Genomic DNA, 23,463 nt, shown 5'->3' with positions numbered 1-23,463 from the left:
TTAATTGTTTCTATATTCATCGCATTTATTAAAGCAATCAACAGCGTTATCAGCGATTATATCTATTGCTGGTTTTCCAGATCCAGATGGACTACAATGGCAGTTAGCCTGAGGACCTGACCCTCCAAAAATGCTTTTTAATTGATCTTTTGAAATTTCTTTTAAATTTTTCATGAGTATAATAGTTTAAATTAAGGCGTAAATATATAAATATAATTCATACAGTTGGGATTTTTATTTAAAAATTAAAAATTATTTACTTTTTGCCTCTACTATTTAAAAAATAATCAATTTTATCAATCAAAAGTTGATCATTCGGAGATTTATCCCAATCCAGATGCCCTCCATTGAATTCATAACTTTCATGGTTTACTTTGTTTTGGGTGAAAACAGAATCCAGTCTTCGCTTTTGGGATAAAGGAATAATCTGGTCTCTGTTTCCATAATACGAAAGTGTAGGAGCGGAAGCAGAATCTACCCAATTGACCGGACTCGCAAATGAGGTTTTAGATCTACCGGAAAAGACAGCCTTGGGATCCACCAGATAGTTTTTGACAAAGGAGTAATCCATATACTTTTCAAAACCGGGATCAGACAGATCAGAAGGTCCCACAATATTCACCACAGCTTTTACCCTTTTTTGAGCATCAGAATGATAAGCATAGAGCATCGATAAATGACCGCCGGCACTATTTGCCCAAGAGAACAAACCTGGGATTGTATCGAAGTTTTTTGTCTAAATAATTAACAACATTTTGAATGTCATCTGTCTGATTCGGAATACCCGGGCGGGTCGATGTTGCCAGTCTGTAATTGATGTTTGCAAAAGTATGATCCGGAAATCTCTGCATCATCGAAAGCGTAAAGAAAGTAAGCTGGGATTTATCTCCACCGCGCCAGCCTCCGCCATGGATGATAATAAATATGTCTCTCTTTTTTGATGGTTCCTGATAAGGTATATAAAGATCCATCACCTGTTCGGGATCATTTCCGTAATGAATATTCTCTTCTTTCTGAAAACTGATGTCTTTACCCAACGTAACTTTTTTTTCCTTGCAACCCGTCCAGAGAAAACATAAAGAAAGGCAGAAGATGATCATCGAAAGACTTTTATTCATGATTCTAAAGATAGAAAAACCCACCGGAAATACCGGCGGGTTTACCACAAAAATAATTGAATATGAAGAATGATAATCTCTTTATCTTGTTCTGCTTTTGATGGCATCTGATGCCCCTTCGATGTCTCTTACTTTTTTCACTTTCTGATTTCCGAAGTTGTAGACCATACTGAAAGTCATCCCACGTCTGAACTGATCGTTTTTCACGTAATTATAGTTTCCTGACGACTGATAATCTTCAATTTCTACAATATTGGTTTTCAAAACGTCTGTTACATTAAGAGAAAAAGTCCAGTCGTTCCAGTTTTTTTTGATGCTCAGATCCAGGCTCATCAGATTTTTCAGCATTCCCAGCTCGATCTGTTGTTTGTCCACATAGAAATAATTAACGCCCAGGAACCATGTTTTCTTTTTGTCTAAACGGATGGTGTTGTTCGTTTGAATCACCATACTCGTCGATTTTGTCTTATTGATATACGTGTCAAAAACCTGTCCCGTAGTTGGGTCCGTATTCAATGTCCCGTTATTGATATTGTGCTGAACCCCAATATTAAAATTCGTGGTTAAATACTGCTTGAAAAATGTCTTTTGCATTCCAAGCATCGCAGACATTTCCTGCTTGTCCCCAAAATTGGTTCTGATATAAGCCAGCTGTCTGTAGGCTACGCCATCTCTGATAATCTCCCTCTGCAAAGGAACCTGCGTAATGATATCTTTAAAATAAGAGTGATTTAAAATTAAGAAGTAAGAGCTTTTAAGCATATACGTCAATTCCTGGTTGTATGTAGAGGATGACTTTACAAATGGATTGTTCTGAGTATAATTATCCTGAGTAAGGATATTTTTTACCGGATTTAATTCCCAGAAGCTTGGTCTTCGCATTCTGCTTGAAAAAGCGTATGAAATATTATTCTTATCATTAATCGAATAATTAAAGCTCAGATAAGGCAATAGATTGTTGTAGTTTCTTTCAATTTCCTGGTACTGTGCTACCGTATTCTGAGGATTGTCAGAAGTTCCTAAACTCTTGGTGATTTCATATCTTGCGCCTACTTTTCCTGAAAGTTGATCGGAAAATTTCTTTTCAAGCGTTAAATACACCCCATAAATACTTTCATCATAGATAAAGTGATTGAAATCGGGTTTTGTAGCGATAAGTACTCCGCTTCCGTTATAGGAATAACTGTAATTTTTGGTGTCATTATCTGTTTTCGTTTTATTGAAGTTCCCACCCAGAGAAACGGTAAAATCATTTTTAAACTTCTGAATATAATCTACTGTCCCTGAAAAGTTATTGATGACCTGAGGAATGTCCTGGGTAATTTGTTGACGTAATAATGAAAAATCAGTGAAAGTTCCCGGAACTACTGAAACTAAAGTCCTGTTATCGGAAAACTGAAACCTTCTGTAGTTCAGATAAGCCGCATTCACATTTAATTTACTTCCCAGAGAGTCTGTTTTTAATTCATAGTTTAAATTCAGGGAATTGTTGTAATAGTGCGCGTCTTCTCTATTTTGAGATTTGTTTTGTTCAGTTGATTTTAAACTTCCGTCCGTATTGTAATTTCTTAATGTATTCAATAGATCTACCGTTGAATCATTACTTTTATTATACCATGAATTCCAGGTAAGTGCTAAATTGCTGTTATCCGTTAACTGATAATCGAAATTCAAATACCCTCCAAGATTTTTATTCGGGTCATTAATGTCACCTACAGATTCATTGGAAATTAAATTGGTTCCGTTTCGCAAAACATAAGATTGAGCCTGGATGTTTTCTCCTGCAAAAATATTACCGCTGATTCCCAGTTTATCCTTTCTGTAGTTCAGAGAAAGTGAAGCACTTGATCCATTGTATTTGTTCTGCATATTACTCATCCTCATGTTGCCGTTCAGTCCGTCACTCATCTTTTTCTTCATCACGATATTGATGATTCCGTCTGAAGACTCCACCTGATATTCACTACCCGGAACAGTGATGACTTCAATTTTCTGAATATTTTCTGCTGGTGTACTTTTTAAAAGCTGTACCAAAGATTCCGCATCCATATTGGTTTTTCTTCCATTGATGTAGATCAGGGCATTGTTCTTTCCTGCAATCTTTAGTGTTTTGTCATCCGTTGAAGAAAGAAGCGGAGTCTGTTTCAAAAGATCAAAAGTGGTATTTCCTTTGGCAACCGGAGAGGCGGCAACATCATAGACAAAACGGTCGCTTTGTTTTTTGAAAACCTGCTTCGTAAGCGTGATTCCCTCGATGGCATTTGCTTTTACCGTATCGGATTTTTTTTCCTGGGCAAAAACTGCGATTCCTGATATAGCTGCTGCTAGTATAATTATCTTTTTCATGATTATTCTTATTTAAGTGTCGTTGTGAAACGGAGGAGTTGTGGTTGTTTTTATTTTTTTATGGTAGACTTAAGTCCTTGATTTTATTGCATCGTTGGCAGATTTAATTTCTCTTGCCTTTTTCAGTTTCTGGTTTCCGAAATTGTAGGTGACCCCGATATTCAGAAGTCTTGGATATTCGAAGTTGACTATATTATTGTAGCTTCCGTTAGGCTGTACTCCTTGTATGCTGTTGTAATTCTGATTGAATACATCATATATTTCTGCTATAAAAGTCCAGTTACCCATGATTTTCTTTAAGCTCACATCAAAGCTCTGTCTTACGCCCAATGTTCCGCTTTCAATTTTTACTTTACTGCCATAATAGTAATTCACTCCCAGGAACCAGTCTTTATTGGAAGAAAGACGGATATTATTATTAAGATTACCGGAAATATTAAAGTTTTTGAAATTGATTACATAAGGGTCAATAACTTCTGTTTGTCCCGGAACCGAAACCGAAGTAGGATCTTCCGATACTGTTCCGCTGTAGATGTTGTATCCCAAATTCACAGAATAGTTCGTGGTCCAGATTTCTTTAAACCATGACTTGTTCATTCCTAAGGTAAGACCAAACTGCTTGTTGTTGCCATAATTGGTTCTGATATATCTTAAGAATTTTGTAGTGGCAATTACCGTATTTCCGTTTTCATCCTTCTTAGGCCCGGTTACACTTCCCTGAAGGGGGATCTGGTTGGAAGCATCTTCTACATAATTGAAACTCAGATTAGCAAAAAATGCATTCTTATACATATAACTGATTTCCTGATTGTAAAATTTGGATGCCAGTACAAAAGGATTATTCTGTGTGTAATTGTTCGGCGTGAAGTAAGTTCTTGATGGATTCAGTTCCCAGAATCTCGGTCTTCTGATTCTGCTGGAGAAACTGTAGGTAAGATTGTGATCTGAATTAATAGCGTAATTTAAATTAAGATACGGAAGGAGATTGTTATAGTTTCTGTCAAAACTTGTCTTTCCAAGAATCTCACCGCTGCTTCTGGTGATCTCATAACGAGTTCCCACTTTTCCTGAAAATTTGTCACTTAGTTTTCTTTCATACGTAATATACGCACCCAGAATTCTTTCTTTATAAATGAAGTGATTGGTCTGATTGACGTCATTCACGATTGTACCGTTCTCAATTTTATCCTGTCGGGTATCATTATCCGTATTCGTATGGTTGTAGCTTACTCCCATCAGCCAGGTGTTACCTTTAGCGGTCTTCTTCAGATAGTCGATATTTGCAGCATAATTGTTAATGATTTGAGGAACCGACTGCTGCAAGGCGCTGTACTTATTCTTAGGATCAGTATTTAAAGGGAAACTTTCATTCGTGCTCATTTTATCCCTGTTGAACCATAAATAAGAAACATTAGAGGTAAGTTTACTTCCGATGGAGTCCGTTTTTATTTCATAATTTAAATTGAAAGAATGATTTCGGGTCTGGGCATTCTCATTGTTTACCGTTCTGTTGATAAGCGCTCCATTTTCCCAGTTTGTCACATCCAAAATTGAGTTGAAGCTTTTATTGTATCTCATGTTATAGGTCAATCCTAAACTTTGATTCTTACTAAGCTCATAATCAATATTCACGCTTCCTCCCACATTTTTGTTTGGATCAGAATTGTACCCGAAAGACTCATTTCTGAAAGTAGCATCTCCGTTGGATAAAGTATATCTTTCTCTGTCTGTCCAGCTTCCGCTATTGAAATTGGAGTTCACAGACCACTTGTGTTTTCTGAAATTGAATGAAGCTCCCGCAGAAGGATTATTGTAGTAAGCCTGTTCATTGTTCATTTTAAGGGTTCCGTTGTACCCGTCATTTTTCTTCTTTTTCATCACAATATTGATCACTCCTTCATTGGACTCTACCTGGAATTCACTTCCCGGCGTTGTGATCACTTCAATTTTCTGGATATCTTCTGATGGAGTTCCCTTCAGCATTTCAATCAATGCCTCAGCATCCATATTTGTTTTTTTGTTGTTGATGTAGATGACCACGTCAGATTTTCCCATGATCTTCAAGGATTTTCCATCGATGCTGGAGATCATCGGGGTCTGTTTCAAAAGATTGAACGTATTCGTTCCCTTGGCAATAGGAGAAGAAGCAACGTCATAGATGAAACGGTCACTTTGCTTTTTGAAAACTTGCTTTCTGATATTGACAGCTTCAATGTTTTTTATTTTCAGACTGTCTTTTGTCTGCTGGGCAGCTGCCAGTCCGCTGAAAAATAAGGAGGCAATTAGAATCTGAGTTTTCATGATGATTATTTTTTAGTTGTTAATAGCTTGTATGGATGATTATTTAACATTGCAAAGATATATAATAAAAACAGTATCATGCAATACAAAGTACTTAAAATATTTTATACGTGAATTTAACTAATTGATTTTCAGGTATTAAAATTTTGAATTAAAAATTTAATCTCCTTTGACTTTCTACCTATTTAGACAATTGAACAAACTTAAATATTACATTCAACGAAGAAATTTCTGAAACTATTAAAAAAAGACTAACTTTATTTAAACTACAAATCATGAAATTGCTACTCAAATTCTGCGTTGTCATCGCATTCCTTTGCTTCGCAAAAATGAGTTCACAAAATATGGGCAACTATTCTGTGACCAGGATTACTCAGGATGAAGGACTCTCACAGGGCTCTAATTATTTCTGGTTTGAAGACCGTAAAGGTTTTGTATGGCTTACCTGCAATGATGCCCTCAACCGATACGACGGCTCTTCCGTTAAAGTATATAATCTCAAATATTTTTTCAAAAACTGCCCGGCACTTCAGCAGGGCTACGGTTTTGCAGAAGATGGAAATCACTTGTACATCGGAAGTACAAGAGGTTTGTATAGCTATAATTATCAGTTGGATGAGTTTACCTTAATTGACGTTTATAAAACCTTTTCCAAAGATAAAACAGCCATTCCCATTGGTTTTGCAGAGGGTAAGATCTGGATCTTTAATGAAGCCTATCAATTGGTAAGTTTTGATGTCACAACTAAAAAGGTCAGACTCGAAGCCCAAATTCCGATCCCTCACTTAAAGTCAGTGCACATCTACGACAGCGACGGAAATGTATTTTATTTCAGAATGCCTTTTTTGGATAAAAACCGCAACCTGTGCTTTATTGGAACAAAAGAAGTAGTCACCTACAATCTGGATTCTAAACAAATATCTTTTCCTTGTCGTCAATTCTCCTTAGATCCTTCCATGACCCTTCAGTCTGCAGCCTACGATAAAAAAAATGATGCTCTTTATCTTGGAACGACGGATCATGGAATAGTAATTTTCAAAGACCATTATCAGCATATAGAGCATCATCAGAAATCCTTTAAAAGAATTGGCGGAATTACCGTTAATGATCATAAAGTCGTTTTTAAAAGTGGCAGTTCACTTTTTATTTTTGACAAACAGTTCCGGAAAAACACTGTTTTTCTTACAGGTTATGAGAGAGTTTTCAATTTTCAGTTCGATAAAATTGGAAGGCTTTGGATCTGTGATGATGGACAGGGAGAGGTTGTTATGGATTTTAGGGGAGCAATGCTCAAAAATACTACAGATAGCACAGATCCTTTGATGCAGACTTTTAAACAACAGGGGGTTTCGGATTTTGCCGAACTGCCCGACAAGAAAATCCTGATCAATTCATCTTCTGTTTTTGATCCTGTCCACTTTTCTGTTACCAAATTTGCAGCAGAAAGAAACAGCTATTATACCAATTCAAGAGGAAAAAGTTACAGCAATCCATATACTGGCGAAGTTTGGATGTTTGAGAATGGAGTAAGAGGCAATCAATCAAAAATTACAGTTTTTGATCAAAATTTAAAATTTAAAACCAGTTATTCTTTTAATCATATCGTGATGGGCAGGCTCCAGCATATGGTTGATTTTCCAGATTTACCGTCCTTATTTTCTTTTTCCACAGGTCTGTATCTTTTAAATAGAACAACTGGGAAATTTGAAAAAATCAAGAGCATTCCTGACCAGAATCCTTTTTATATAAATGTTTTGAGTGATAACAGAATTGCAGTAAGTTATCTGAACCGGGACATGATGCTGATACAAATGGAAGGGGAGAAGAAATATAAAACGATCGAAAAAATTCTTCCGAAAGTACAGAGTTTCTATGTACAGGAGGATGTGAAAAAAAAACAGTATTGGGTAGGAACCAATCTGGGAGTTTATCTTTTGGATCAGGATTTTAAGCCCATAAAAATATTTGACAGCAATAACAACCTGGCCGGAACCTACATCTATGGAATTCTGCTGGATGACTTTGGAAAACTCTGGTGCAGCCATCAAAGAGGTTTGTCAAGTATCGATACAGAAACCCATCTGATCTCCAATTATGATAAAGAAGACGGAATTCAATACTGGGATTTCAATAACCGTAGTTTTCTTAAAACGTCAGACGGAATGCTGTATTTCGGAGGCGTAAAAGGATTTAATTATTTCAAACCGCCTTTGAAACTCAGTTCATTCTATAAACCTGAGATCTATTTCGATGAAATTCTGATTAATAATAAAAGATATGCCGCCCAAAAAGGAATTAATTTTTTGAACGAAGTTCATCTTAAATATGATGAAAACAACATTTCCATCAAAGCATTAATCAAAGATCTAGAACATGGATCGCAGAGAAATATGATGTACAGGATCAAAAATATTGATCAGGGCTGGAAGAAGCTCTCAAAAAAAGCGCCGCTTAATCTGAGCAGCTTAGGCCCTGGAAAATATGAAATAGAATTTGGGATCACGGATAAATTTACAGGTAAAGTTTTCTCTCAAAAATTGATAACGCTCCATGTTGCCAAGGTTTTTTACCAGACTTTTGTGTTTTGGATTATTCTGGGAAGCTTATTTTCCGGTGGCCTCATTGTAGCGGTAAGCCGGTGGGAATTCATCAGACAGAAAAATGAATTTAAGGGAAAAATGGCCCTGGAATCCCAGAGAAATAAAATTACGGCGGATCTTCATGATGATATTGGTTCCACCTTAAGCAGCCTGCAGATCAATTCTATGGTTGCCGGACAACTGATTGAGAAACAAAGAATGGAAGAAGCCCAGAAAGTTCTCAGAAATATTGAAGATCAATCCCGGAAGCTTTCCGAAAATATGAGTGATATCGTCTGGAGCCTTCAACCCAATAATGATTCTCTGATGACACTCTCTACCCGAATAAGAAATATTGTCAGTGAAATTCTTGGAAATACAACTGTTAATTATACAATAGATATTGATGAAACCATTGATGCCGAAATTCTGGACTTCAGTATCAAGAAAAATATTATTCTCATTGCCAAAGAAGCCCTGAATAATATGGTAAAATACAGCAATGCTGCTGAAGTTTTTATTAATCTTAAAAAAAATGTACACCATTATATTCTTGAGATCAAAGATGACGGGATTGGTTTTGATCAATTAAACCTGAAAGGGAATGGCATCGGAAATATGAAAAAAAGAACCCTGGAGATGAATGGTATTTTTGAATTGGAATCACAAAACGGAACCACCATCAAAATTCTTATCCCTAAATTTAGGGATTGATGAAAGCTTAGCAAGACGATAACTTTGAATACCTCTAGCAGTACCCACCATGATTAAGATATTTGCCTACGACGACAGTCAGGAATGCCTGAACAGTATGAGAATTCTGATTGAACTTTCAGAGAATATGAAATATATCGGAGAAGCCCTGAATTGCGAACATGTAGAAGCAGAAATGGAAGCCTATCAGCCGGATGTGGTTCTGATGGATATCAATATGCCGGTGGTAGATGGAATTGCGGGTTTAAAAATCATTAAATCCAAATTTCCACAGATTAATGTTTTGGTACAAACCGCTTTTGACGATAGTGAGAAGGTATTTCGTTCTATTTCCAGTGGGGCAAGCGGTTATATTTTAAAAAGTGATAATCCCAGAAGAATTCTTCAGGCGATCGAAGAGATCTACGAAGGAGGGGCCTTTATGAATCCTGCAATCGCTAAACGCGTCCTGGAATATTTTCAGCCCACAGCAGAGCAAAAACTTTTAACACAAAAAGAACAGGAAGTCCTGAAGCTGCTTTCAAACGGACTGAGTTACAAAATGATTGCAGACAAACTAGAGATAAGCTATTCTACAGTCAATACCCATATCAAGCATATTTATAATAAACTTCATGTTTCATCTTTAGGAGAGGCCGTCTCATGGTATTTTAAAAATATAAAGGAGTAAAACCCGGTATTCATCTTTTTCTATGTCCCTATAATTAGGGATTTTTTTATGTTTTGTTTTAAATGAATTTTGAGAAATAATTCTAAAAACAAAATATTATGAAAACAAATTTTACTTTGATGAGAAGAGCAACAGTCTTTGTATGGCTCTTATTTTTTATCGCAGCTGGCGCGCAGGAAGCCAGACCAGGACAGCCTATCAAAGGGGTTATCGTGAAAGGGGGCAAAAACCCAGGCGGAAATCTTTTGATCTCAGCTGGTGGGGGAGGACTGTTTCCCGGAAATACATATGGTCTGGACAGCCACGTTGGAAACGGATTCAATGGAAATATTAATCTTTACATTCCTTTTGTTACGCTGAATTCTTCAGAAACCAATTATGCTTCACTTGGGCTGAATGGGGGTGCCGGATTTTTCGGAATGAAAAAAGACTATAATCCGGAAGGCCCTGTTTATAATATTGCTGGACAACCTGCGCCACCATCACTGAAAATAGAGATAGGGAATGGAAGTAGACAAAATGGCTTTATAGGGGAGGCCGGAATTCAGTCTAATTTTTCCTTCAGTAAATTCACCGTATCACCCATTGTTAATTTAGCGTATATCAGCTCCAAGGAAAGTCAGTTTACCGCTGTTCAGACTTCAAGTGTTAATGGACAGACCCGCAGTTTTGAAACCTCCAAAAGAATCATTTCCAAGACAGATGGTTTGGGCATTATTCCAAAATTGAGACTTTCTTATTTTCCCGGAAGAATCGGTTTTTTTGTGGAAGGAAGCTATTGGGCAGGCCCGAATGTAAAAAGCGTCACAACGATCTTTAAACCCAACGGTACTCCGAATAGTGAAGGATTTTACAGCATTGATCAAGTGATGGCCGGAAAATATGAAACTGTAGAAACAAAAAATAAATTGAATGCTTTAGGGTTCAATGTTGGGGTGGTTTTCAGTATTCTTTCGAAAAAAGAATATGCTCCTAAAAATACCGAGATTGTCAATGAGTCTCAAGCCAAAACAAATAACAGTTGTGTGTGTCTGAGTTCACCCACTGCCTCTGTACAGTTTCCTAATGTAAGCGGTCCGTCAATTAATCCCGGAGGTACTTTGACGATCCCATACAATCCTGCAAATTCCACTAAATTTTTAAGAGTTGAAGCATCACCGCATCCATATAATTCATTGAATACAGGTACCTGGGCTTCTATCATAACCATTCTTACCAATGGAGTTCTTAGTACGTTAAGTCCAGCAGGAAATCCATTTACCCATACCGGCGGTCAGAATCCTTCCGGAAGGTTAATTCCATTTTCAAGTCTGAATGTAGGAATAAATACGATTTGTATTAATGTGAAATGCCCATATTCAGGGACTACCTGTTCCATAGGCTGTTTTACTGTGATGGTAGAAGGTCCTCCTGCAACATCTTCAGGAAATATTACCACAACGCCAGTCTGCTGTACCAAGTTTGTTGTTGTGCCGGGTAATCCTCATAAAGAAGTTCTCACCGGGCAGGTGAAATTTAAAATGACAGGAACGGTAGTCAATGCAAAATTAAAAATAGTATCAGCAGGAGGAGTGGTGAGTTATGAGAATTTTGTACAGAATGGCTTTACAGCTTGTTATACAATGCCGGTTGATATTTCAATAGTCAGCAATACCAATCTTCCGGTTACTTCATCCACTGTTAATGGTTTGCCGGTTTATAGGTACTCAGTCAAATTCGGTTGTAGAGAATTAGGCCCCAAATTACCAGTTCAAGTAATACCAGGCATCAAAATACCACAATAATTTACTAAAATCATGATGGAAAAAGTGAGACCGTAGTGTCTCGCTTTTTTTATTGCTCACGGTCTTTTCTAGCTAAAGACTTATCGATCCAGATCGTTGCAAAAGGGAAAAATGCGGAGATTAAAGCGAAGACGCTGTCTTCATCATCCCATGTGTATATTTTTCTTATAGAAGGTAGAAACAGCAGGTAAAGCGTAAAAAAGAATCCGTGAATACTGCCAATAGTACTGATGTAGACGATCGGAAAAACACCTTCAGGATCAATGCGTATCCAGGTCATCGCTATGAATAAAAAAAACCATGAGATCGCTTCAGCTAAACAGATTTGCTTAAACCATTTAATCATTTTTTCCTCCGGATATTTTGAGAAATATTTTTCGATAAATTCCATGTCGTCAGGTATAGGGTAAGAGTTAAAGTCGAGAACTGATATCAACTTCTGATATCTAACATCTAGCTTCTTATTGGCAAAATTACTTATAAAAACTACTTCCGTCCAAATATTCAAAAACTTCCGGTGGAAGCATGGGACGTACATTTTTTCCTTCTTTGATCATATTTCTGATTTCTGTAGCAGAAAGCTCAATAACCGGAGCTTTGACCATGGAAATATTTTCATGCTGCAGGTATTCCGAATCTTTCTTTTCTCCTTCAAAAACCCTCGGATAGACAATGATATGGTGGTTTTTGATCAGAAGTTCAGCGTTTTTCCATTTATGAAGACTGTTCAGGTTATCTTCACCCATAATCAGACTGAAAGAGTAATCAGGGTATTTTTCATGAAGGTAGGTGAGGGTATCGATCGTATAACTGGGCTTAGGAAGAGAAAACTCTACATTCGAGGCTCTCATTTTAGGATAGCCGGTGATGGCAAGCTGCACCATGTCCAGTCTGTTATGATCTTTCAGAAGTGATTTTTTATCTTTAAAAGGGTTCTGCGGGCTTACGACAAACCATAATTCATCCATGTCAGAATGTTCCAGAATGTAGTTAGCCAGAATTAAATGTCCGATATGTATCGGATTGAAAGAACCGAAAAATAAGCCGATTTTTTTCATTGATTAGTAGGGCTTAGGTTTAAGGGATTAGTAATTAAGGCTGGAGTGCAATTTTGTCATAATAGCATTCAGCATTTTTGATATTTCAGATGCTTTTCTGATTGACTTTTCAAATTCCTCAGGAGATCAATAATTTAAATTTTTTGCAATCATGTGTTGAGATTCCATTTTGGCGCAACTTCCTCTTGTAATCTTTAAAAACTGTAGATCATCTAAGGTGGATCTTCTTGAATTCCCTTCAGCAATATTGGATGAAATAGATATTGAAGAACGGCGAATCTGGCTGGTAAGTGAATAAAGCTCCTCTTTTGGGAAACTTTTAGTACAGGTATATATTTCAGTAACAAAATCTACTGATTTTTGCCAGACTAATAATTCCTTATAATTTTCCATAGCATTTATCCCTGTTACCTAATCCCTGAACTTTACATCCTTGATATTAAGATAATGAGTTACGTTTCCTTTCCAGTGGTTTTCCTCTAAAGTGAAAGCAAGATCAAATTTTTTATTCTTAAAATCTTCTGCATGCTGTCCCAATTTGAAACCTACACATTCTATGTTTCTGCCCGTAGATTCCTGTTTGATATAAAACTTCAGGTGATTGTTGTCTTTCCCCATCGTTTTTACATAACCCGACAGTTTCTGATCAGTCAGAGTAAGGATGGGCTTCATATTATGAGGTCCGAAGGGTGCCAGTTTTCTGTGGAAATTAATAAATTCCCTGTTGATCTCATCGACTTTAATCTCAGAGTCAATCGTGACAGAAGGTTCCTGCTGATGTTCCTGAATCTTTTCGGAAACTATTTTTTCAAATTTAATCTTAAAGGCTTCAAATTTATCTTTTTCCATGGAAAGTCCCGCAGCAGCGTGATGTCCTCCGAACTTCAGGAAATACTCAGAACACATATCAAGCGCTTCATGTACGTCAAAATCAGAGACAGATCTGGCAGAAGCCACCATTTCTCCATTATTACCGTCTGTAAAGACCAACGTGGGTTTATAATACGTTTCGATAAGCCTGGAAGCTACAATTCCAATCACTCCTTTATTCCATTCAGGATGATAAACAATAGTAGAATGTTTGGATTGCTGTTGGGATTCGATGATCTGATTCAAAGCAGATAGGGTGGAATTCATATCCAGCTCACGCCTTTCATCATTAAGATCCATAATGTCACTTACGATCTGGTTAGCGTGTTTCAGGTTATCAGAAACCATAAGTTCTACAGCTGCTTTTCCCTGGGAAATTCTTCCTGCAGCATTGATCTTTGGAGCAATTTCAAAAACAATATTTGAAATTTCAAAGTGAGACAGCTTATCCTCAGGAATCAATAATCTTAATCCCAGATTTCTTGTTTTTCTGAGAACTTTTAATCCCATTTTAGCAAATACCCTGTTCTCACCAGTCATAGAAACAATATCCGCTGCAATAGAAATCGCCAGAAGGTCGGTAAGCTCAAATAATTCAGCTTCCGGAATTTTATAGATCGTATTCAGGCCCTGACAAAGCTTAAAGCCTACACCACATCCTGAAAGTTCTTTAAATGGATATCTGCAGTCTACTCTTTTCGGATCCAAAACAGCGGCTGCATTAGGAATCTCTTCACCCGGAAGGTGGTGATCACAGATGATAAAATCAATACCCTTATCCTGTGCATATTGTACCATGTCAATAGCTTTGATACCACAATCTAAAGCGATGATCAGTGAAAAACCATTTTCTTTGGCAAAATCAATTCCTTCGGTAGAAATTCCATATCCTTCAGAATTCCTGTCAGGGATATAATAATCTAAATATTTTTTCTCAACAATTTTGCTGAGGTAAAGGTACATCAGAGCTACAGCTGTAGTTCCGTCTACATCGTAATCTCCGTATACCAGTATTTTTTCACCATTTTCAATTGCAGTGGCAATACGCTCTACAGCTTTCTGCATATCTGCCATTAAAAATGGACTGTGAATATCGTTAAGGTTGGGTTTGAAGAATTCTCTGGCCTTTTGATAATTGTCAATTCCCCTTAAAACGAGGAGTTTAGATTCAAAAGTACCAAAACCAAGTGACGAACTTAATCTGTCCACAACTTCCTCATCGGGTTCGGGCTTGTAAATCCATTTCTGACTCATTTCACAAAAATAAGGAAAAAAAACAGCATTTTGAAATAGTTAAGGATGAACTTGACTCCGTGAATGTTAAAAAAAAATATCTATCTTCGCGGTCCAAATTAAAAATGATTATGAAAAAAATAACGATCTGCCTTTTATTCTTAGGGGCAATGAATGCTGTAACGGCACAGAAAATCAATCTTGGAAAAGCGGTTGGTGTTGTTTCGAAAGGAGCAAAAGCCTTTACTTTTACCAATGAAGATGCAGTGAAGCTTTCAAAAGAATTTGTTGACTGGATGGACAAAAACAATCAGGTGGCAGGTCCCAAAGATCCTTATACTGTCAGATTGAACAAACTTTTTGCAAAACACAAATCTCAGGACGGACTTGCTTTAAACTATAAAGTCTACAAAGTAAAAGATATCAATGCTTTTGCTTGCGCAGACGGAAGTGTTCGTGTATTTTCTTCATTAATGGATATCATGACGGACGATGAGCTATTGGCAGTAATTGGACATGAGATCGGTCACGTGAAAAATCAGGATACTAAAGATGCGATTAAATCTGCTTACTTAAAAGCAGCGGCGCTGGATGCGGCATCATCTGCATCAGGTACCGTAGCGGCGTTAAATGATAGTCAGGTAGGAAAAATGGCCAATGAATTTCTGGATGCTTCCCACAGCAAAAAGCAGGAGTCTGAAGCGGATACTTATTCTTACGACTTTATGAAAGCTAATAATTATAATGTAGTAGGAGCTTATTCTGCATTCAAAAAATTGGCATTGCTTTCGGAAGGAAGTACACAGACAGGTTTTCAAAAAATGTTCAACTCTCACCCTGACAGTGAAAAAAGAGCACAGGCTATTAAGAAAAGAGCTGAAAAAGATGGTTTATGGAAAGATCCGGGAACGATTGCTATTCCAACGACTAAGCTTACAAAATAAATTGAATCTTATTTAAAACAAAAATTCCTCAAAGTTAACTTTGAGGAATTTTTTTATCGTGAATTATAATGATATCTCAGTCAATTAAGAATACATTTTTTCTCTCAGTTCTTTAACTTTTTTATCGGCAAGATATTCATCGTAAGTCATTTCTCTGTCAATAATTCCTGAAGGAGTAAGCTCGATGATTCTGTTACAGACCGTCTGAAGCATTTCGTGGTCATGAGACGAAAGCAAAAGATTTCCTTTGAAGTTTGACAATGAGTTGTTCAAAGTCGTGATACTTTCAAGATCTAGGTGGTTGGTTGGCTCATCTAATAATAGAATGTTTGCTTTCTGAAGCATCATTCTGCTGAACATACATCTCATTTTTTCACCTCCCGAAAGCACTTTACAAGATTTTAAAGCTTCATCACCAGAGAAAAGCATTCTTCCCAAGAATCCTCTTACAAATTCCTCGTGGCGCTCTTCATCGTTTTTAGTGAATTGTCTCAACCAGTCTACTAGGCTTAAATCTTCCTGGAAGAAACTGGTGTTATCCAAAGGCATGTGAGATTGGTTGGTGGTAACTCCCCAAGCCACTGTTCCCTTATCTGCCTGAACATTTCCTGCAAGAATTTCGAAAAATTCAGTGATAGCCAATGAGTTTTTAGAAAGAACAGCAACTTTATCTCCTTTCTTAAGGTTTAAGTCAATGTTTGAGAATAATAGTTCTCCGTCTTTGGTTTTTTCAAGACCTTTTACATCTAAGATCTGATCTCCAGCTTCTCTTTCCATTTCGAAAATGATAGCAGGGTATCTTCTTGACGAAGGCTTGATATCATCGATGTTCAATTTATCGATCATTTTCTTTCTCGCAGTAGCCTGTTTTGCTTTGGCAACGTTGGAGCTGAATCTAGCGATGAAGTCCTGAAGTTCTTTCTTCTTTTCTTCTGCTTTTTTATTAGCCTGAGCTCTTTGTCTTGTGGCCAGCTGAGAAGCCTGATACCAGAAAGTATAGTTACCTGTATAAAGGTTAAGTTTCGCATAATCCAAATCTCCGATGTGTGTACAAACGGTATCCAGGAAGTGACGGTCGTGAGAAACTACAATGACTGTATTTTCATAATCTGCAAGGAAGTTTTCCAGCCAGGCAATCGTATCGATGTCAAGGTCATTCGTAGGCTCATCCAGAATCAATACATCAGGATTTCCAAATAAAGCCTGTGCCAATAGAACTTTTACTTTGTCCTGGTTTTCAAGCTCACTCATCATCTGCCAGTGCATACCATCTTTGATACCAACGTTAGAAAGCATCGTTTGTGCATCAGATTCTGAGTTCCATCCTCCCATTTCGTCATAAATAACACCCAGTTCCCCTGCTTTTATACCATCTTCATCAGAGAAATCTTCTTTCGCATAAAGCGCATCCATTTCCTCCTTTATTTCAAATAATTTTTTATTTCCTCTCAATACAGTTTCAAGAACAGTAAATTGATCATACGCAAAGTGATCCTGCTCCAAAACTGACATCCTTTTTCCTGGTTCCAAAGATACATGCCCTGTAGTCGGATCCTGCTTTCCCGTTAGTATTTTAAGGAATGTAGATTTCCCCGCACCGTTTGCTCCGATAATCCCGTAGCAGTTTCCTTTGGTAAACATAATATTTACCTCGTCAAAAAGAACTCTTTTCCCGAATTGTAAAGATAAGTTAGATACTGTTAACATATAGTTTTGTAAATTTGGCGCAAAATTACGAAAAGAATTTGGGTATTTCGTAATAATGTAAAAGTCAAGTTTTTAAATATGAGGTATTTTTTCTATATTTCATTGATGAAATAAATAGATGGAGTCCTGAATGGACAACTCAATGAAGGATTGGGTGAGCCCAATTAAATATAATTACACGCATTTTTAAAATGAAAATCGAAAAAACAGTCAGTATATTAAATAGAAAAGCCCGTTTTGAATATGAAATCCTTGAAGAATTTGAAGCGGGGATGGTTTTAACGGGAACTGAAATAAAATCTTTACGGTCATCTAAAGCCTCCATCACAGAATCCTTCTGTCAGTTTATTGATGGGGAGTTATACATTATTAATATGATGATTGATGAGTATAAATTAGGAACTTTTTACAATCACAAAACAAAAAGGGAACGGAAATTGCTGTTGCACAAAAAAGAATTAGTAAAACTTGAAAAAAAGTTAAAGGATGCTGGTAACACAATTATACCTCTTAAATTATATATCACAGACAAGGGTAAAGCAAAAGTGCTGATATCCCTTGCCAGAGGGAAAAAACTCTTTGATAAAAGGGAAGCGATAAAAGATAGAGAAAATAAACGTAACCTGGATAGAATATTAAAGAAAAGTTAAAAATCATTCAAAAAACTTTGTTTTTAAAGAAAAATTATATTTATTTTGCATTATCAATTATTTAATCATTTAATTCTATGAAAAATCTAAAATTAGGAATTTCAGCATTGGCGCTTACGGTTGCTTCTACTGTGTTCGCTCAGACTACCAACAATCCGTGGTTAATCGGGGTTGGTGCTCACGCGGAAAACCACAAGGCACAGAGTAACAACTTTAGTAATACGTTCTCTGCTAATAATTTAACGAAGACAATGTTCAATGTGAACAACTTCTCTATTACACCTCCATTATCTAAATTAACAGTTGCTAGAAACATCGGTAAAGGTTTAGTTATCGACTGGCAGACTTCCGTAGGTAATGTTGACAATCAGAGATTTAACATGGGGAAAGAATTTTTCCTAATGACAGGTCTTGGTTTCCAAGCTAAAGCAGCTGGTCTTTTATGGAATGAAGAATCTTGGTTCGATCCATATTTAAGAGTTGGTGCTAACTACTTGAGACATGATTATACTGCACTTACTTTCCCAAGAACTGATTTCAGAGGAGATACAGTTTATAACGGAGACGGTGGTAATGAAAATGGTAAAGCTAATCACTTTACAGTTTCTACAGGTGCTGGTGCTAACTTCTGGGTAACTAAGAACTTCGGTCTTGGTGTTCAGGGTGACTATGTATCAACTCCAGGTGATAAATCAAATGTTGCTAACTTCTGGCAAGCTTCTGCATCGATCTTATTCAGATTCGGTAACAGAGATAGAGATAAGGATGGTATCCTAGATAAAGATGACCTTTGTCCAGATACTCCGGGTCTACCAGAATTCCAGGGATGTCCTGATACTGACGGTGACGGAGTTCCAGATAAAGACGATCAATGTCCAGAAGTAGCTGGTCCAGTTGAAAACAACGGTTGTCCTTGGCCAGATACAGATGGTGATGGTGTTATCGATAAAGATGATGCTTGTCCTACAGTTGCAGGTCCTGCAGAAAACAACGGTTGTCCTTGGCCAGATACAGACGGTGACGGAATCTTAGATAAAGATGACGCTTGTCCTACAGTTCCAGGTCTTCCAGAATACAACGGATGTCCTAAGCCAAAAGAAGTAATCGGTGTTGAAGCTACTGGTGCTCTTAAAGGTATCTTGTTTGACTTTAACAAAGCTACAATCAGACCTGAATCTAGCACTAAGTTAGATGAAGCTGCTAAAATTATTAAGCAATCTTCTGATGGTACTTTCTTAGTAACTGGTCACACAGATAAGAAAGGTGCTGATGCTTACAACTTGAAACTTTCTAGACAAAGAGCTGCTTCAGTGGTAGGTGCTCTAGAAGCTAGAGGTGTTAATGCAAACCAATTGAAATCTGTAGGAGTTGGAGAAAGAGATGCTACTATCTCTGAGAAAGCTTCTGATGCAGAAAGAATGGTTGACAGAAAAGTAGTTGTTGAAGCTGTTAATGGTGCTGCTTGGGATGCACTTCAGAAATCTGATCTAGACGTTGTAGAGAAGAAAACTGTAGTGAAGAAAGCTAAAAAAGCTCCAGCTAAGAAAAAAGCTGCTGCTAAAAAGAAAAAATAATTAATTTTTCTAAATAATAAATACCTCCAATTTTTTGGGGGTATTTTTTTTTTGTTGACTTTTAGTTAATTTTGTTGAAAATTTAAAAATCTAAAATGGGAAGAGCATTTGAATATAGAAAAGCTTCTAAAATGGCCAGATGGGATAAAATGGCCAAAACTTTCTCTAAAATCGGTAAAGACATTGCACTGGCAGTAAAAGCCGGAGGAACAGATCCTGAGGCCAATCCGGCTTTAAGAAGATGTATCCAGAATGCTAAGGGTGCCAATATGCCTAAGGATAATGTAGAAAGAGCCATCAAAAAAGCAGGTGGAGCTGATGCAGAAAACTATGAAGAAATTACCTATGAAGGATATGGCCAGGGTGGTGTAGCATTCTTCGTAGAATGTACAACCAATAACCCAACAAGAACTGTAGCTAACGTAAGAGCGATCTTCAATAAATTTGACGGTAACTTGGGTAAAAATGGAGAACTTGCATTTATCTTCGACAGAAAAGGAATTTTTACCTTAGATTTATCTCAAATCAAAATGGATTGGGATGATTTTGAAATGGAAATGATTGACGGAGGTGCAGAAGATGTGGAAAAAGATGAAGAGGAAGTAATGATTACAACAGCTTTCGAAGACTTTGGTTCATTGTCACACAAATTAGATGAGTTAAAAATAGAAGCAAAAAGCGCAGAACTTCAGAGAATTCCAAATAATATCAAAGAAGTAAATGGCGACCAGTTCAAAGCTAATATGAAAATGCTGGAACGTTTTGAAGATGATGATGATGTACAGAACGTTTATCATAATATGGAGATCACAGAAGAATTGATGAACTCGCTGTAAAAATAATAAAGCATTCATATACAGTTAACTTTCAATTAGTTTCTTTGTATAAAACTATGAAAAGAAACGTTGAGTTAGTTGTCATATCGGATGTTCATCTGGGAACTTATGGATGTAAGGCTAAAGAGCTGTTAAGGTATCTCAATTCTATCCAGCCAAAAACATTAGTTTTGAACGGTGATATTATTGATATCTGGCAGTTTAAAAAGTCTTACTTCCCTAAACCTCATTTGAAAGTGATCAAAAAGATCCTTTCATTAGCCACCAAAAATACACAGGTTTACTATATTACTGGAAACCATGATGAAATGTTCCGTAAGTTTACAGATTTTGAATTAGGAAAACTTAAAGTTTGCAATAAAATCTGTCTTGATATCGATCAAAAGAAAACGTGGATATTTCACGGAGATGTTTTCGATGCTTCTGTTCAGCATTCAAAATGGATCGCTAAGTTGGGCGGAAAAGGATATGATCTTTTGATTGTCATCAATAACGTTGTCAATTGGTTTCTGGAGAAAATGGGAAAAGAAAAATATTCATTTTCTAAGAAGATCAAAAACAATGTAAAGAAAGCAGTGAAGTATATCGGGGATTTTGAACTGACTGCTTCTGAACTAGCGATAGATAATCATTATGATTACGTAGTTTGCGGCCATATCCACCAGCCTCAGATCCGTGAGGTCATTACCAAAAAAGGCGCCTGTACTTATCTGAATTCCGGAGACTGGATTGAAAACCTTTCAGCGTTGGAATATCATGATAAAGAATGGAAAATATTCTATTATGACGATCACAAAGATTTGCTTAAAGACGACGAAGTAGAAGAGATCCAGGACATGGACAATTCTGAACTTCTGAAAATAGTCACTAATTTTTCTTAAATGAAAGTTTTATACGCATTTCAAGGAACTGGAAACGGACATGTGGCCAGAGCACAGGAGATTATTCCTATTCTCAAAAAATATGCTTCAGTGGATACCTTGATCAGTGGTCATCAGTCACAATTAAAGGCTGATTTTGACATTAATTTCCAACATAGAGGCATTTCTCTTCTTTACAACAAAACGGGCGGTTTATCCTACCGAAAAACGTTTACTGAAAATAAATTTCTGGAAGCTGTAAAAACAGTCAGACAACTCGAACTTTCAAAATACGATCTCATCATTAATGATTATGAACCTTTAACTGGATGGGCTGGTAAGTTGAAAAAACTTCCCATGATCGAGCTGAGCCATCAGGCTTCCATGAGTTTTGCTGAAACCCCCAAACCGGAAAAGAAAGACTTTTTAGGGGAACTGATTCTTAAATACTATGTTCCCAGCGAAAGAAAGATTGGTTTTCACTTTGAAAATTATCATCCGCAGATTAAGAAACCCGTGATCAGAAGGAAAATCAGAAACCTTAATCCGGATAAAAAGGGATATTATCTCGTTTATCTTCCAAGTTTTGCAGATGAGAATATCCTCAAAGTCTTGAAACAGATACCTGTTCAATGGAAAGTATTTTCGAAGTACAGTAAAGTACAGCTTAAAATAAAAAATGTAGAAGTTTTTCCAATCGATGAGATTCAATACCTGAAGTACTTTGAAAGTTGTGACGGTATATTATGCAATGCAGGTTTTGAAACACCGGCAGAAGCATTGTTTATGGATAAAAAGCTATTTGTCATTCCCATTCACAATCAATATGAACAGGAATGCAATGCGTGTGCTTTAGATCTCATGGGAATTCCAAATTCTAAAGTATTAAAACCTCAGGAAATTATGGAATGGGTAGCTTCAGATCATCACTTAAAAGTAGATTATCCGGACGATATTGAAGAAATTCTGGTGAATGAAGTCTTAGTTCTTTAGAAATACATCATCTACATCACTCATTCTGGTCATAACAGCTCGTGCGTAAGAACAGTGAGGATATACCTTCCAGTTATTTTCTCTGGCAAATTTTATGGCTTCCTCAACCAAATATTTCCCCATTCCCCGGCCTTCAAATTCAGGATGAACCAGTACAAAAGAAATAATAAATTTATCTTCTTCAGGAAAAATAGTATACGTTAATCTTCCCACTTCTTTTATTTCGTTGTTCAGAGTAATGAAACCACCATTTCCTGATTTGTTGTTTTCAAATTTCATAATTCAAAGATTTGCGATTAAACATACAAAAATTGCACCGATGAGTAATTGTATGAGCGTAATAAGTGAATAGTGAATTTTCTTCATATTCAACTTTAAAAATATTAATTGTGGAATGATTATCCTTTATTGGATAAATTGATCATTCCCTTGCGAAGCAAAATTGACCATTCACATTAATTATCCTTCCCCGTATAATAGTTATAGTCCTTAATCACCACATTGATAAACTGTCTCTCCGTCATTTTCTTTGGATCAATATCCAGTTTTAAAATACTTTTAATCTTATCGGAAAGTTTGCTGATGATTTGTCTGTCGTCTACTTTAAGGGCTTTGGTATAATTATCTTTGATGATCCTCATATCATTATCGCTTAAAGCAATGACCTGTGGAAAGGAGGGAACATAGTCATTATTGATATTTTCCAGAATGGTATGAGAAATATTGATATTATTTTTTAGCGAAATTACAGCTGTACCCGAAGCGATGTCTCCTAGACGTTGGTTATTTTTAGAAACAATCATAGAAATAATACCTACGACGCCGGCTGCCGAAGTGTCAATGAGCCTGAACATCCATCGGATCAGATAATCTCCGAAACTGGCTTGGTAACCGTCAATTTTTACAACCCGGATTTTCATGAGCTTTTTCCCGGGAGTCTGTCCTTCCATCAAACTTTCCAGAACTACGGGATAAATATAAACAGGGAATGTAAGAACTATGTAAACAGCCATAATAGACCATTGATCAAGTCCGGTCAATAAATACCCAAGATCAAAAATGTTAAAGAAAAGATAGAAAACAATGAGAACATAAGCGACCTTTATCAAAAGATCGATAATGAAGGCAAGCATTCTTTCCCCGACACTCGCAATATTAAAGTTAATATTTACATTTTGTGAGGTATTTATCGCAATTTGAGACATAATTTTTATTATTTTAGCCTT

General features: G+C 36.7%; 21 protein-coding genes. 9 read left to right on the top strand and 12 right to left on the bottom strand.

From position 1 onward, the window contains the following. The 5 genes from EG346_RS24725 to EG346_RS03640 form a co-directional block, all read right to left on the bottom strand. Positions 1-174, bottom strand: coding sequence for a bacteriocin-like protein (locus EG346_RS24725; RefSeq protein WP_164466320.1), 174 nt, complete (start codon positions 172-174; stop codon positions 1-3). An 82-nt stretch (positions 175-256) separates the two neighbouring features. Further along, entirely contained in the window at positions 257-709 is a 453-nt protein-coding gene (locus EG346_RS25030) for an alpha/beta hydrolase family protein (RefSeq protein WP_228426575.1), read from the bottom strand. Beyond that, positions 690-1,118: an alpha/beta hydrolase gene (locus EG346_RS25025; RefSeq protein WP_228426573.1), complete on the bottom strand. Its 429-nt coding sequence runs from the start codon at positions 1,116-1,118 to the stop codon at positions 690-692. The genes EG346_RS25030 and EG346_RS25025 overlap by 20 nt, the downstream gene beginning before the upstream one ends. A gap of 81 nt (positions 1,119-1,199) precedes the next feature. Next, a complete protein-coding gene (locus EG346_RS03645; protein WP_123877028.1) occupies positions 1,200-3,464 on the bottom strand; it encodes an outer membrane beta-barrel family protein in 2,265 nt (754 codons plus the stop codon). Between the two features lie 69 nt (positions 3,465-3,533). After that, positions 3,534-5,765 (bottom strand): outer membrane beta-barrel family protein, encoded by a 2,232-nt coding sequence (locus EG346_RS03640; protein WP_123877027.1) that lies wholly within the window; start codon positions 5,763-5,765, stop codon positions 3,534-3,536. Between the two features lie 275 nt (positions 5,766-6,040). Here EG346_RS03640 and EG346_RS03635 point away from each other — a divergent pair, with 275 nt between their 5' ends. The 3 genes from EG346_RS03635 to EG346_RS03625 all read left to right on the top strand — a co-directional run bounded on the left by EG346_RS03635 (position 6,041) and on the right by EG346_RS03625 (position 11,512). Then, on the top strand, positions 6,041-9,058 hold the full coding sequence (locus EG346_RS03635; protein ID WP_123877026.1) for a sensor histidine kinase: 3,018 nt from the start codon (positions 6,041-6,043) through the stop codon (positions 9,056-9,058). Between the two features lie 49 nt (positions 9,059-9,107). Then, positions 9,108-9,728, top strand: a complete 621-nt coding sequence (locus EG346_RS03630; RefSeq protein ID WP_123877025.1) for a response regulator — start codon at positions 9,108-9,110, stop codon at positions 9,726-9,728. 98 nt (positions 9,729-9,826) lie between these two features. Further along, positions 9,827-11,512: a hypothetical protein gene (locus EG346_RS03625; RefSeq protein ID WP_123877024.1), complete on the top strand. Its 1,686-nt coding sequence runs from the start codon at positions 9,827-9,829 to the stop codon at positions 11,510-11,512. Positions 11,513-11,561: 49 nt separating this feature from the next. Here EG346_RS03625 and EG346_RS03620 read toward each other — a convergent pair whose 3' ends face one another. The 4 genes from EG346_RS03620 to recJ all read right to left on the bottom strand — a co-directional run bounded on the left by EG346_RS03620 (position 11,562) and on the right by recJ (position 14,694). After that, on the bottom strand, positions 11,562-11,903 hold the full coding sequence (locus tag EG346_RS03620; protein WP_123877023.1) for a DUF3817 domain-containing protein: 342 nt from the start codon (positions 11,901-11,903) through the stop codon (positions 11,562-11,564). Between the two features lie 82 nt (positions 11,904-11,985). Further along, positions 11,986-12,570: a nicotinate (nicotinamide) nucleotide adenylyltransferase gene (nadD, locus tag EG346_RS03615; RefSeq protein ID WP_123877022.1), complete on the bottom strand. Its 585-nt coding sequence runs from the start codon at positions 12,568-12,570 to the stop codon at positions 11,986-11,988. A gap of 126 nt (positions 12,571-12,696) precedes the next feature. Continuing rightward, a complete protein-coding gene (locus EG346_RS03610; RefSeq protein ID WP_228426571.1) occupies positions 12,697-12,963 on the bottom strand; it encodes a four helix bundle protein in 267 nt (88 codons plus the stop codon). 18 nt (positions 12,964-12,981) lie between these two features. Continuing rightward, on the bottom strand, positions 12,982-14,694 hold the full coding sequence (recJ, locus tag EG346_RS03605) for a single-stranded-DNA-specific exonuclease RecJ (RefSeq protein ID WP_073336357.1): 1,713 nt from the start codon (positions 14,692-14,694) through the stop codon (positions 12,982-12,984). A gap of 110 nt (positions 14,695-14,804) precedes the next feature. Between recJ and EG346_RS03600 the strand changes: the two genes are divergently transcribed. Beyond that, the gene (locus EG346_RS03600; RefSeq protein ID WP_123877021.1) at positions 14,805-15,617 is read left to right on the top strand and encodes a M48 family metallopeptidase; all 813 of its coding nucleotides are present in this window, start codon (positions 14,805-14,807) and stop codon (positions 15,615-15,617) included. A gap of 84 nt (positions 15,618-15,701) precedes the next feature. On the opposite strand, the gene EG346_RS03595 is transcribed toward EG346_RS03600, so the two are convergent. Next, on the bottom strand, positions 15,702-17,324 hold the full coding sequence (locus EG346_RS03595) for an ABC-F family ATP-binding cassette domain-containing protein (RefSeq protein WP_073336361.1): 1,623 nt from the start codon (positions 17,322-17,324) through the stop codon (positions 15,702-15,704). Positions 17,325-17,515: 191 nt separating this feature from the next. On the opposite strand from EG346_RS03595, the gene smpB reads away from it, so the two are divergent. The 5 genes from smpB (at position 17,516) to EG346_RS03570 (ending at position 22,237) form a co-directional block, all read left to right on the top strand. Further along, positions 17,516-17,974: an SsrA-binding protein SmpB gene (gene smpB, locus EG346_RS03590; RefSeq protein ID WP_073336363.1), complete on the top strand. Its 459-nt coding sequence runs from the start codon at positions 17,516-17,518 to the stop codon at positions 17,972-17,974. A gap of 77 nt (positions 17,975-18,051) precedes the next feature. Next, complete coding sequence (locus tag EG346_RS03585; protein ID WP_073336365.1) at positions 18,052-19,548, top strand: OmpA family protein; 1,497 nt, start codon at positions 18,052-18,054, stop codon at positions 19,546-19,548. A 95-nt stretch (positions 19,549-19,643) separates the two neighbouring features. Beyond that, positions 19,644-20,384 (top strand): YebC/PmpR family DNA-binding transcriptional regulator, encoded by a 741-nt coding sequence (locus EG346_RS03580; RefSeq protein ID WP_123877020.1) that lies wholly within the window; start codon positions 19,644-19,646, stop codon positions 20,382-20,384. Positions 20,385-20,440: 56 nt separating this feature from the next. After that, positions 20,441-21,265: a UDP-2,3-diacylglucosamine diphosphatase gene (locus EG346_RS03575; RefSeq protein ID WP_076506988.1), complete on the top strand. Its 825-nt coding sequence runs from the start codon at positions 20,441-20,443 to the stop codon at positions 21,263-21,265. Further along, positions 21,266-22,237, top strand: a complete 972-nt coding sequence (locus tag EG346_RS03570) for a glycosyltransferase family protein (RefSeq protein ID WP_123877019.1) — start codon at positions 21,266-21,268, stop codon at positions 22,235-22,237. Here the strand turns inward: EG346_RS03570 and EG346_RS03565 are convergent. Continuing rightward, positions 22,226-22,516, bottom strand: coding sequence for a GNAT family N-acetyltransferase (locus tag EG346_RS03565; RefSeq protein ID WP_073336373.1), 291 nt, complete (start codon positions 22,514-22,516; stop codon positions 22,226-22,228). The genes EG346_RS03570 and EG346_RS03565 overlap by 12 nt on opposite strands. A 176-nt stretch (positions 22,517-22,692) precedes the next feature. Continuing rightward, complete coding sequence (locus EG346_RS03560) at positions 22,693-23,442, bottom strand: RDD family protein (protein WP_123877018.1); 750 nt, start codon at positions 23,440-23,442, stop codon at positions 22,693-22,695. Positions 23,443-23,463 lie beyond the last annotated feature (21 nt).

Source organism: Chryseobacterium carnipullorum, assembly GCF_003815695.1.
GTDB lineage: Bacteria > Bacteroidota > Bacteroidia > Flavobacteriales > Weeksellaceae > Chryseobacterium > Chryseobacterium carnipullorum.
The sequence above is the reverse complement of the archived record's forward strand: the minus strand, read 5'-3'. Positions and strand labels throughout refer to the sequence as shown.

Bases quoted from the DNA above. Each gene is read 5' to 3' on its own strand.
- EG346_RS03575 (WP_076506988.1), top strand. From the start codon at position 20,441: ATGAAAAGAAACGTTGAGTTAGTTGTCATATCGGATGTTCATCTGGGA.
- EG346_RS24725 (WP_164466320.1), bottom strand. From the start codon at position 174: ATGAAAAATTTAAAAGAAATTTCAAAAGATCAATTAAAAAGCATTTTT.
- EG346_RS03645 (WP_123877028.1), bottom strand. From the start codon at position 3,464: ATGAAAAAGATAATTATACTAGCAGCAGCTATATCAGGAATCGCAGTT.
- EG346_RS03630 (WP_123877025.1), top strand. From the start codon at position 9,108: ATGATTAAGATATTTGCCTACGACGACAGTCAGGAATGCCTGAACAGT.
- EG346_RS03620 (WP_123877023.1), bottom strand. From the start codon at position 11,903: ATGGAATTTATCGAAAAATATTTCTCAAAATATCCGGAGGAAAAAATG.
- EG346_RS03580 (WP_123877020.1), top strand. From the start codon at position 19,644: ATGGGAAGAGCATTTGAATATAGAAAAGCTTCTAAAATGGCCAGATGG.
- recJ (WP_073336357.1), bottom strand. From the start codon at position 14,694: ATGAGTCAGAAATGGATTTACAAGCCCGAACCCGATGAGGAAGTTGTG.
- smpB (WP_073336363.1), top strand. From the start codon at position 17,516: ATGAAAATCGAAAAAACAGTCAGTATATTAAATAGAAAAGCCCGTTTT.
- EG346_RS03635 (WP_123877026.1), top strand. From the start codon at position 6,041: ATGAAATTGCTACTCAAATTCTGCGTTGTCATCGCATTCCTTTGCTTC.
- EG346_RS03600 (WP_123877021.1), top strand. From the start codon at position 14,805: ATGAAAAAAATAACGATCTGCCTTTTATTCTTAGGGGCAATGAATGCT.
- EG346_RS03565 (WP_073336373.1), bottom strand. From the start codon at position 22,516: ATGAAATTTGAAAACAACAAATCAGGAAATGGTGGTTTCATTACTCTG.
- EG346_RS03610 (WP_228426571.1), bottom strand. From the start codon at position 12,963: ATGGAAAATTATAAGGAATTATTAGTCTGGCAAAAATCAGTAGATTTT.
- nadD (WP_123877022.1), bottom strand. From the start codon at position 12,570: ATGAAAAAAATCGGCTTATTTTTCGGTTCTTTCAATCCGATACATATC.
- EG346_RS03585 (WP_073336365.1), top strand. From the start codon at position 18,052: ATGAAAAATCTAAAATTAGGAATTTCAGCATTGGCGCTTACGGTTGCT.
- EG346_RS03560 (WP_123877018.1), bottom strand. From the start codon at position 23,442: ATGTCTCAAATTGCGATAAATACCTCACAAAATGTAAATATTAACTTT.
- EG346_RS03595 (WP_073336361.1), bottom strand. From the start codon at position 17,324: ATGTTAACAGTATCTAACTTATCTTTACAATTCGGGAAAAGAGTTCTT.
- EG346_RS25025 (WP_228426573.1), bottom strand. From the start codon at position 1,118: ATGAATAAAAGTCTTTCGATGATCATCTTCTGCCTTTCTTTATGTTTT.
- EG346_RS03640 (WP_123877027.1), bottom strand. From the start codon at position 5,765: ATGAAAACTCAGATTCTAATTGCCTCCTTATTTTTCAGCGGACTGGCA.
- EG346_RS03625 (WP_123877024.1), top strand. From the start codon at position 9,827: ATGAAAACAAATTTTACTTTGATGAGAAGAGCAACAGTCTTTGTATGG.
- EG346_RS03570 (WP_123877019.1), top strand. From the start codon at position 21,266: ATGAAAGTTTTATACGCATTTCAAGGAACTGGAAACGGACATGTGGCC.